8 protein-coding genes are annotated in these 9943 nt (G+C 69.3%); 6 read left to right on the top strand and 2 right to left on the bottom strand.

What is annotated here, in order from left to right; translation table 11 throughout:
* Window positions 1-515: 515 nt before the first annotated feature.
* Complete coding sequence (gene fixJ / locus MFF42_RS08060) at window positions 516-1133, bottom strand: response regulator FixJ (RefSeq protein ID WP_238255277.1); 618 nt, start codon at window positions 1131-1133, stop codon at window positions 516-518.
* Between the two features lie 3 nt (window positions 1134-1136).
* Window positions 1137-2675: a sensor histidine kinase gene (locus MFF42_RS08055; RefSeq protein WP_238255276.1), complete on the bottom strand. Its 1539-nt coding sequence runs from the start codon at window positions 2673-2675 to the stop codon at window positions 1137-1139.
* Between the two features lie 374 nt (window positions 2676-3049).
* Here MFF42_RS08055 and MFF42_RS08050 point away from each other — a divergent pair, with 374 nt between their 5' ends.
* From MFF42_RS08050 to MFF42_RS08025, 6 genes are all read left to right on the top strand, one after another.
* Window positions 3050-3910, top strand: a complete 861-nt coding sequence (locus tag MFF42_RS08050; RefSeq protein ID WP_238255275.1) for a universal stress protein — start codon at window positions 3050-3052, stop codon at window positions 3908-3910.
* A 175-nt stretch (window positions 3911-4085) separates the two neighbouring features.
* A complete protein-coding gene (locus tag MFF42_RS08045; RefSeq protein ID WP_238255274.1) occupies window positions 4086-5147 on the top strand; it encodes an HD-GYP domain-containing protein in 1062 nt (353 codons plus the stop codon).
* Window positions 5148-5544: 397 nt separating this feature from the next.
* Window positions 5545-6129 (top strand): TadE/TadG family type IV pilus assembly protein, encoded by a 585-nt coding sequence (locus tag MFF42_RS08040; protein WP_238255273.1) that lies wholly within the window; start codon window positions 5545-5547, stop codon window positions 6127-6129.
* Window positions 6126-6755, top strand: coding sequence for a TadE/TadG family type IV pilus assembly protein (locus tag MFF42_RS08035; protein WP_238255272.1), 630 nt, complete (start codon window positions 6126-6128; stop codon window positions 6753-6755). The genes MFF42_RS08040 and MFF42_RS08035 overlap by 4 nt, the downstream gene beginning before the upstream one ends.
* 193 nt (window positions 6756-6948) lie before the next feature.
* The gene (locus MFF42_RS08030; protein ID WP_238255271.1) at window positions 6949-8370 is read left to right on the top strand and encodes a TadE/TadG family type IV pilus assembly protein; all 1422 of its coding nucleotides are present in this window, start codon (window positions 6949-6951) and stop codon (window positions 8368-8370) included.
* A gap of 66 nt (window positions 8371-8436) precedes the next feature.
* Window positions 8437-9943 (top strand): ATP-binding protein (locus MFF42_RS08025; RefSeq protein ID WP_238255270.1); only part of this gene is annotated, 1507 nt, incomplete at its 3' end.

Below are 9943 nucleotides of genomic sequence, written 5' to 3'. Positions count from 1 at the left end.
GAGGCCGGTTCGATGGCCGCTTCCAGGGAGGCTCCGCAACAGCGCGCGCGACCGCGCGGCGGCAAGGGCGGATCTCGGCGTGGATTTGGTGCCCATCGGTTCGCTCCTCATCCGTCTCGATGGGGCGAGAGTGGCCGCGCCGACGCGCCGACGATATTCAGGACGCTCTCTTAAGTCGCCTTGCTTAAGGAAAACTACGTAGAGATGCAGAGTGCCCGCGGCGGTGCGGACGATGCCGCGGCCTCGCTCCGACCACAGAGATCGGGCGCGCATCGCGGCCTCCGCTCGGGTCGTGCGCGCGTGCGATTGCGCGAGATCAACGCCGTGCGGTGCGCGCCCTGTCAGCTTTGGCGACGAGCCGGAGCAGGGAAGGCGCACGCCGTGTCCCCCCACGTTGCGCCCTGGGCCGATCCGCGCAAGCCGCCGCGCCCGCCAAGTCCCGCGGCGGGCTGTTCCTCGTCCGCGCACGACCGGTCCCGGCCGCGAGGGATCTCTCGATCGGGAGGGACTCGGCCTCACGCGAAACCGGCCCGCACGGCCCAGCGCACCAGCTCCTGCAGGTTTCCCGCCCGCGTCTTGGCCATGACCTTGGCCCGGTAGATCTCGACGGTGCGCGGAGAGATGTCGAGCAGGCGCCCGATCTCCTTGCTGGTGCCCCCGGCCACCAGATGGTCGAGCACCTGACGCTCGCGCTCGCTCAGCGTCAGCAGCCGCCGGACGAATTCCTGCAGGGTCGGATCGACCGTCCCGTTGTGACCGCCCCGCTCCAGGGCGGCGTGCAGCGCCTGCAGCAGCGCCTCGCCGTCGAACGGCTTCTCGATGAAGTCGCAGGCGCCGAGCTTCATCGCCTCCACCGCGAGGGGTACGTCGCCGTGCCCCGTCATCATCACCACCGGAAGCGTGTGGCCGGCCGCCCGGAGGCGGCGGAACAGTTCCAACCCGTCGAGTCCGGGCATGCGGATGTCGGTCAGGATGCAGCCGCTGACCGGCGGCGCGAGCCGCTTGAGCAGGATCGCGCCGGCCTCGTAGAGGCGCACGTCGAAGCCGGCCGTGTCGAGGAGGAACGCGACCGAGTCCCGCATGGCGGGGTCGTCGTCGACCACGTGCACGAGGGGAGGCGGATGCGCGGGCATCGATCACATCTCTCCGTCTAGCGCGACGGGGAGCGTCAGGCGGAAGGTCGCCCCGCCGACGGCATTGCGCTCGGCCCAGAGGCGCCCGCCATGCGCCTCGACGATGGTGCGGCAGATCGAGAGCCCGACGCCCATCCCGCCGGCCTTGGTGGTGACGAAGGGCTGGAACAGCCGGTCCGCCACCTCCTCGGCGATGCCGGCGCCGGTATCCGACACCGCAATCTCGGCCCACTCCGGCGAGACCCGCCGCGTCTCGACCGTCAGCTCGCGCCGGCCGCTCCGCTGCATCGCCTCGCGGGCGTTGCGCAGCAGGTTGACCAGAACCTGCTGCACCTGCACCCGGTCGGCGAGCACCGATCCGACCCGCGGGTCCAGCACCACCTGCGCCGTGATCCCCTGTTCGTCGGCACCGGACAGGGTCAGGGCGCCGGCCTCCTCGATCATCGTCGCGACCGGCTCGACCCGCTTCTCCGTCTCGCCCCGGGCGACGAACTCGCGCAGGCGGGAGATGATCTGCCTGGCCCGCAGCGCCTGCTCGGCCGCCTTGTCGAGAACCTCCTGCGCCCTGACGATGGCCTCTGAATCGGGCTGGGCCAGGAGGCGGCGGCAACCGTTGGTATAATTGCTGATGGCGCCGAGCGGCTGGTTCAGTTCGTGGGCGAGCGTCGTCGCCATCTCGCCCATGGCGCTCAGGCGCGAGACGTGGCCGAGTTCGGACTGGAGTTCCTGAAGCCGCGCCTCGGTCCGCCGCTGCTCGGTGAGATCGTTGATGAAGCCGGTGAAGAACACCCGCTCGCCCGAACTCATCTCCCCGATGGCGAGCTCCATCGGAAAGGTCGAGCCGTCGCGACGCCGGCCCGTCACGGTCCGCGTGGTGCCGATGATGCGGCGCTCCCGCGTCTCCCGATAGCGCCCGAGATCGGCGTCGTGCCGATCCCGCATCGGCTCCGGCATCAGGAGGCCGACATCCTGCCCGATCGCCTCGGCGGCGGCGTAGCCGAAGAGGCGTTCGGCCGCCGGGTTGAACGAGTGGATCAGCCCTGCCTCGTCGATGACCACCATCGCCTCGGGCACGGTGTCGAGAATCGAGCGGAGATGGGCCTCGCGGGCGCGCAGTTCCGCCTCCACCTGCTTCTGCTCGTCGATGCTGAAGACGACGCCCCGGTGCCGGCGGGGCCGGCCCTCGGCGTCGAGATGCACCTGCCCGCGCGAGCGCAGCCAGCCGCCCCGCCCGTTCGGCGGCACGACGCGGTACTCGACCTCATAGCTGCCGCCGTTCCGCAGCACGGCCTCGATGGCCTCGGCGCGGGCCTGGCGGTCCTCCGGATGCACCACGACCTGCGTGGCGGCGAAGCTGGTCAGTTGCTCGGAGGGGATGCCGAAGAGGCAGGCACAGCTTTGCGAGGCGCTGACGCGGCCCGTGGGGATGTCCAGCGACCAGATGCAGACGCCGACCTCGTGGAGGGTTTGCCGGAGATCCTCGACGGTCAGTCCCGCGTCTCCACCCTGCGCTGCATCGAGCGCGGCAATGGGGAGCGTCATCGTTTCCACCCCAGAAGTCGCTGCGTGGAAGGCAAAGATCATTGCCACACGACGCCAGCGCCAATCATGTCATTTGATAAACGAAATCTTGAACCTTCCTTCATCATCCAAAAACGTCAAAGATTTTCGGACGAAGATTACGCAATTTTTGCTTGTATAGAAAGGCAACGTGAGGAGCAAATCGATCGATGAGCCGGCATGTAAGATGCCCCTTACAACCGTAGCTCGATGAAACGGCATCGGCGGCGACGGCGGGGCGGACCGGCATATCCTTTTCGCGTCGCGTCCGGCGTGACGGGTTCCCTTTGCGCTGGATCAAGGCCGAGCCGTCCCCGCCGCACCAACGATAGGGCGGACCAGACCGGAGCCCCGCCATGTCCCAGCCTGTTCCCTCCGCGCCCGTCGGCCTCCGCGACGTCCTCGTCGGCGTCGCCGTGGAGAACGAGGGCGGGACGGCGTCGTCGGCCGTCGGCTACGGCCTGACGCTGGCGAAGGCCGCGGGCGCCCACCTGACCCTTCAGTCGGCCTCCTGGCGCCTCGCGGGTGACGACCGCTGGATCAGCCGCTTCGACGACGGCAGCGTCGCGGAGATCGACCGCCGCCTCGACGCCCTGGCCCGCGCCGTCGCGGAGCGCGCCGCGGTCGATGCACGTCTGGCGGGCGTCGTGTGCACGACGGAAACGCCGAGCCTGCCCTATCCCGCCGTCATCCGCCGGCTGGCGCAACAGGCGCGCCTGCACGACCTGACCGTCCTCGATGCCGAGATCTGGACCTGCGACCTCGACCGCGAGGCGATCGAGTCGACCCTGTTCGAGAGCGGGCGCCCGGTCATCGCGGTGCCGCCGGGGCAGGCGGCCTTCGCCGGCCGCCGGATCATCGTCGCCTGGGACGGCAGCGCCCAGGCGGCGCGGGCCGCCAACGACGCGCTGCCGTTCCTGCGCGCGGCCGAGGCGGTGGAGATCGTCTCCGTCGGCGACGCGGCGGAGATCCGCGACGCGGTGCCCGGTGCCGAATTCGCGCCCCACCTCGCCCGGCACGGGGTGAACGTCGTCGTCAACGATCTGCCCGTCTCCGGCTCCGTCGGGGACACCCTGCGGTCCCAGGCCGGCCTGTTCCGGGCCGACATGGTCGTGATGGGCGCCTACCGCCATTCCCGCGCACGCCAGTTCTTCTTCGGCGGCGTGACGCGCTCGCTGCTGCGAAGCTGCCCCGTGCCGCTGTTCCTGTCCCGCTAGAGCCGCACCAACTTTTGCGAACTTTTCCACGCGATGTCGTGACTTTGCCGGCGATGCACGGAGCCGCCTTCATCTTTCGGCAAGGGACGCGGGCGCTACTGGGTCCGTCCAGCGCAGGATCGCCGTCAGAGCACCCGGCTGGACAGGGGGTCCGGCAGGCCTGGGACACGGATCGATGCTCGCTCTCGTCCTCGACGACGCCGAGATGAACAACCTGGTGATGGTCGCCTCCCTGCGGCCGCTCGCGGGATGCGTGCCGCACGCCTTCACCGTGCCGACGGAGGCGCTCGCCTTCGCGCAGGCGCGTGCCGCCGAGATCGGCGTCGTCATCACCGATTACGAGATGCCGGGCATGAACGGCATCGAGTTCATCCGCGCGGTGCGGCGCGTCCCCGGCCTCGCGACCGTGCCCACGGTCATGGTCACGAGCCACGATCAGCGCAGCCTGCGCCGCGAGGCGCTGGAGGCGGGTGCCACCGACTTCCTCACCAAGCCCGCCGACGCGGTGGAGATCCGCGCCCGCGTGACGAACCTGCTCGCCCTCTCCGAGGCCCACCGGGCGCAGCGCGACCATGCCGCCCAGCTCGCCCGCGAGGTCGCGGCGGCGGTGGCGATGGTCGAGGAGCGCGAGCGCGAGATCGTCTCGACCCTCATGCGCGCCGCCGAGCACCGGGATTCCGACACCGGCGACCACATCGCGCGGGTCTCCGCCTATGTCGGGCTGATCACCGAGGCGATGGGACTGTCCGCGTCCGCCTCCCGGCAGATGTCCCTGGCCGCGACCATGCACGATGTCGGCAAGATCGCCGTGCCGGACGCCATTCTGCTCAAGCCGGGTGCCCTCACGCCCGAGGAGCGCCGGGAGATGGAGCGGCACGCCGACCGCGGTCAGCGCATCCTGGGCGGCAGCGAGTCGCCCGTCATGCGGCTCGCCGCCGAGATCGCGGGAAGCCACCACGAGCGCTGGGACGGGAAAGGCTACCCGCACGGCCTGAAGGGCGAGGCCATCCCGCTCTCCGGCCGCATCGTCGCGGTGGCCGACGTCTTCGACGCGCTGACGACCGAGCGTCCCTACAAGCAAGCCTGGTCGCCGGAACGGGCCCGCGCCTATCTCCAGGAGAACGCCGGCTCTCACTTCGATCCGGCCATCGTCGCGGCCTTCCTGAGCCGCTGGACGGCCGTCCAGAGCTTCCTCGATCTCGGCCGCGCCACCGTAGACGCGACGCGGGCAGCTTGATCGACCGGCAAGGAATGCCGAAGAATCATGTCGGCGATTTGTTGATTTACATGCTGTCGATGACCGGTCTGATATCGATTAAATCTACAGTCTGTCCGAAAATGATTTTCGAAATGGAACCGAGTCAATCGCAGATAATATAGCCTGCTCCAAAAATATTCGTTCCGCAATCCGAAGCAGTCGATCGAGACAGTCACGATCACAATCCTTCGACTGACCCCTTGCTTTGCAAGAGTCGGTACAGGCCCTTGGGACGGGCAAATTCAACATTCTTCCCGGCCGGATTCACGGTGCATAAAGGCGCATCGTCGTACCGTGGCCGGACGAGCACGTCTCATCTTGAAGATTCCAGCGGTGCTGAGGCTCCGGGGAAGCGGCATCGACGAAGACCAAGTCCTTGAACCCCTCCGAGCCCCTCCCGCATCGTCGGCGCCTTGCAACATCAGATGCTCTGAGGTCTCGGTTCGTTCGGAACGTCGACGGCGTTGCCGCGGTCGAACTCTCCCTCGTCATCCTGCCGCTCTTCGTCCTGGTGCTGGTGATCATGGAGGCGTCGATCCTCGCCTTCGCCCAGCACCAGCTCGACGTCGCGGTCCAACGCGCAGCCCGGATCATCCGGACGGGCGATTTCCAGGAGGGCGCCGACGTCGGACAGCAGCTGCGCGGCCTCCTCTGCGGCACGGGCCTGCGCTTCTATCAATGCGACGAGATGCGATTCGACCTCGTGCGCAGCCCCACCTTCGCCGTCAAGCAGATCGCACCGGCCTACGATGCCGGCCGCGGCGATTGGGCCGCCGGCTTCGGCAACCAGTTCGCCTGTCCCTCGGGGGGAAGCGTCCACGTTCTGCGCGCCGCCGTGCCGATGCTGCGGCCGTTCCGGTTCCTCGACTATACCGGCCAGCGGATGCCCGGCGGCAAGCAGCTCCTCACGTCGACGGCCGTCTTCCGCGCTGAGGGTTACGCGGAAAAGTCGTGTGCATGAGGCTGCGCCGGCCGCTCAGGGCGCGATGGCGCGCCGTCGTGAAAGGGCAGCCGCTCTCGCGGGCCCTGGTCCGCGCCGGCCGGGCACAGGGCGGGGCGAGCGCCGTCGAATTCGCCTTCATCGCGCCGGTCCTCGTGCTCCTCTTCGTGGCCACGATCGAACTTCCGCGGGCCATCGCCACCAACAACCGTCTGGCGCAGGCCACGACCACGATGGCCGACCTCGCGTCCAAGAGCGACTACAGCGACATCAACGACGTCTATTCGGCCGCCCAGGTCGTGGCCTCGCCCTACAGCTTGGCCGGCATCGGCGTCGTGCTGACGGCCGGAGGGGTCTATCAGGTCGGAAACAGCTTCGTGGCCCGGGTCTGCTCCAGCGTCCAGCAGGGCGACACGGCCCGCGCCGTCGGTTCCGACATCGGCCCCCCGCCGGCGGGGACGGCGTCGAAAGGCGACCGCTTCGTCATGGCCGAGACGCGGCTGCATTACCGGCCGCTGTTCTCCTTCTTCCCGTTCCTCAACGATGTGACCTTCACCGCCAAGACCGTGTGGCCGGTGCGCGACGGCGTCGCGAAGAACGGGCAGGTCGAGGTCGTCCTGCCGGGCGGGCAGCCCTGTCCGGCGTGATCCGGGCCCCCCGTTTCGATTTCCCTCGGACGGCCGGCGATATCCGCGTCGGACAAGTCTTCCCCCGAGCCTCGTCATTGTAAATCGTGCGTAAACCGTACGGACGCCACGCTTAGGATGCCAAGTATATCCTATTAACTCGGAGGAATTACGTCTGAGATGCGATGCGACATGAGATGGGGCAACAGTCACGATGGTGACGGGTGACGCGAAGAGGGAGGCGAAACGCACGAGCCGGTGGAAACAGCCCCTCTCGAGCCTCTACCGGGAGAACGACGGCGCGGTCGCGGTGATCTTCGGGCTGGCGGCCTCCACCCTGATCGGCCTGGTCGGAGGCGCCATCGACTACGCCAAGGTCGTCTCCGCGCGCACGCAACTGCAGAGCGCGGTCGATGCCGGCGTGCTGGCCGGCGGCAACGCCCTCAAGCTCGTGGTCTCGAGCACCGAATCCATCGTCGGCCTGACGACCCAGACGATCCAGGCCGAGGCGAAGACCGGCGCCGACGCGCCGGTCTCGATCCAGGTCACCGTCGCCTCCGACAAGACGAGCGTCGAGGCGCGCGCCGAACAGGTCGTCAAGCTCACCTTCGGGGCTTTCGTCGGCATGGCGTCGATGCCGGTCTCGGTGCGAGCCCGGGCGAGCGTCGTCGGCCGGATGCGCCTGTGCATGCTGGCCCTCGACCCCGCCGCGCCCGGTGCGTTCAACCTCGAGCGCAACGCTCAGGTCACGGCCTACGATTGCGCCCTCTACTCGAACTCCTCCAGCAGCTCGGGGATGGTCGGCCGCGACGGCTCGCTCGCCCGGGCGCAGACGATCTGCTCCGCGGGCGGCTTCAGGGACGACCGGGCGAACTTCACGCCCAATCCCCAGACGAGCTGTCCGGTGATCCAGGATCCGCTCCGCAACCGGCCGGCCCCGCCGGTCGGCACCTGTCAGCTCCTGCCCGCAATCTTCGCTTTGACCGATGCCCTGACGGGCAAGAGCAAGGGAAGCAACGTCGTCGCCGAGACGACGACCCTCGAACCCGGCACCTATTGCGGCGGCCTGCACATCACCAAGGATGCGGTCGTCACGCTGCGGCCGGGCATCTACGTCATGAAGGACGGTCCCCTCGTCGTCGACAAGAGGGCGACGATGACGGGAAAGGATGTCGCCTTCTACTTCACCGGCAACAACAGCGGCCTTCTCTTCGACAAGAAGACGACCGTCGATCTCTCGGCCCCGACCACGGGCGTGATGGCGGGCCTGCTGATGGCCGAGGACCCCTCGGTCACCCTGCCGCTCGATCCGGTCCTGGCCGTTGACACGCTCCTCGGCGACATCATCAGCCCGACGCCCCCGGCGCTCGGCGCCAGCAAGCCGATGCGGATCTACCGCATCATCAGCGACAACACCCGCACCATGCTCGGCACCATCTATCTCCCGGCCGGCCGCCTCGTGATCGATTCGAAGCGGCCCGTGGCGGACCTCTCCGCCTACACCGTCGTCGTGGCCCAGCAGATCAATCTCTACGAGGGCCCGAACCTCTACCTGAACGCCGATTACAACCGTTCGAGCGTTCCGATCCCGAAGGGGGTCGGCCCGATCTCGGGGCGGCTCGTCATCAGCCAGTGATCGTCGCGACCCGTGCCGGAGCACCGACCCGCTCCGGCGCGTGACCCTTCCCGCGAGACCCGTCCCGTGCGCACCCCGTTCCCGAACCCGATCCGCTCGCTGTCCGGACGGCTCGCCCTGGCCGTGGCCAGCGCCGTCGCGATCGCCCTTCTCCTCCTGACCGGCCTGTCGACCTGGCGCGAGGTTGAGCGCTACGCCGCCGCCAAGCGCGAGGTTCTGCGGATGACCGCGCAGATCCTGGCCGCGAGCGCCGCCCAGGCCACGGCGCAGGGCGACGAGGCGGCGGCGCTGAGCACCCTGCGGGCGATCGCCCACGGACAGGCCCTGGTCTACGCCGCGGTCGAGCGGGGCGACGGCGACATCCTCGCCGAGCAGGGCATCGGCCTGCGCCTCTCGGACGACATCGACCTCGATCAGGGACCCGTCTCGCCGCTCGATCTCATGACGACGCGGACGCTGCGCGTCTCGGTCCCGATCCTCGAGAACGCCCGCCCCATCGGACGCGTGGTCCTGGTCTCGGACAACCGCGACCTCGCCGAGCGCATCGCCGAGGTCGGCCTCACGGCGGTGCTCGCCGGGCTGCTCGCCCTGGCCCTCGGGCTCGCCGTCTCGATGGGCCTGCAGCGCAGCGTCACCCGGCCGCTCGCCGCTCTCGCGCGGACCATGGACGGGGTGCGCCTCGGCCACGACTATTCCCGGCGCGCGGAGGCCGGCAGCGGCGAGGTCGGCGCCCTGGCCGAGAGTTTCAACGACCTCCTGCGGGCGGTGAACGAGCGCGACCGCGCCATCGCCCGCCACAATGCGGGCCTGGAGGAGGAGATCCGGCTGCGGACGCACGACCTGATCGAGGCCAAGCAATCCGCCGACGAGGCCAACGCGGCCAAGTCGGTCTTCCTGGCGACCATGAGCCACGAGATCCGCACGCCGATGAACGGCATGCTGGTGATGGCGGAGCTCCTGGCCTCGGCCGACCTGCCGCCGCGCCAGCGGCGCTACGCCCAGGTCATCGCCCGCTCCGGCCAATCCCTGCTCGCCATCATCAACGACATCCTCGATTTCGCGAAGGTGGAGGCGGGCCGCCTTGAGGTGGAGCGGATCCCGCTGAGCCCGCGCGACGTCGCCGACACCGTCGTGACCCTGTTCGCCGAACGCGCGGCATCGGCGGGGCTCGACCTCGCGGCGCAGATCGACGACTCCGTGCCGCGCGCCCTCCTCGGCGATCCGGTGCGCCTCGGCCAGGTGCTCGGCAACTTCGTCTCGAACGCGCTCAAATTCACCGCCGCCGGCCATGTCCTGGTGCGGATGGAGATGGAGCGGGAGGCGTCCGGCCCGGTCCTGCGCATCGCCGTGTCCGACACCGGCATCGGCATCCCGCAGGACCGGCTGGCAGGGATCTTCACCGCCTTCACCCAGGCCGACCAGTCGATCGCCCGCCGCTTCGGCGGCACCGGGCTCGGCCTCTCGATCGCCGAGCGCCTGATCGTCGCCATGGGCGGCCGCGTCGGCGTCGAGAGCCGCGTCGGCGAGGGCTCGACCTTCTGGGCGCGCCTCCCGGTCGAGGGGGCGGAGGCCG

Origin of the sequence: Methylorubrum podarium (assembly GCF_022179745.1) — a bacterium.
GTDB classification, from domain to species: domain Bacteria; phylum Pseudomonadota; class Alphaproteobacteria; order Rhizobiales; family Beijerinckiaceae; genus Methylobacterium; species Methylobacterium podarium.
The sequence above is the reverse complement of the archived record's forward strand: the minus strand, read 5'-3'. Positions and strand labels throughout refer to the sequence as shown.

What these genes read in the sequence shown, in the direction of transcription:
- MFF42_RS08045 (WP_238255274.1), top strand. Translation starts at nt 4,086, where the DNA reads ATGCTCGCTCTCGTCCTCGACGACGCCGAGATGAACAACCTGGTGATG.
- MFF42_RS08050 (WP_238255275.1), top strand. Translation starts at nt 3,050, where the DNA reads ATGTCCCAGCCTGTTCCCTCCGCGCCCGTCGGCCTCCGCGACGTCCTC.
- fixJ (WP_238255277.1), bottom strand. Translation starts at nt 1,133, where the DNA reads ATGCCCGCGCATCCGCCTCCCCTCGTGCACGTGGTCGACGACGACCCC.
- MFF42_RS08030 (WP_238255271.1), top strand. Translation starts at nt 6,949, where the DNA reads ATGGTGACGGGTGACGCGAAGAGGGAGGCGAAACGCACGAGCCGGTGG.
- MFF42_RS08035 (WP_238255272.1), top strand. Translation starts at nt 6,126, where the DNA reads ATGAGGCTGCGCCGGCCGCTCAGGGCGCGATGGCGCGCCGTCGTGAAA.
- MFF42_RS08055 (WP_238255276.1), bottom strand. Translation starts at nt 2,675, where the DNA reads ATGACGCTCCCCATTGCCGCGCTCGATGCAGCGCAGGGTGGAGACGCG.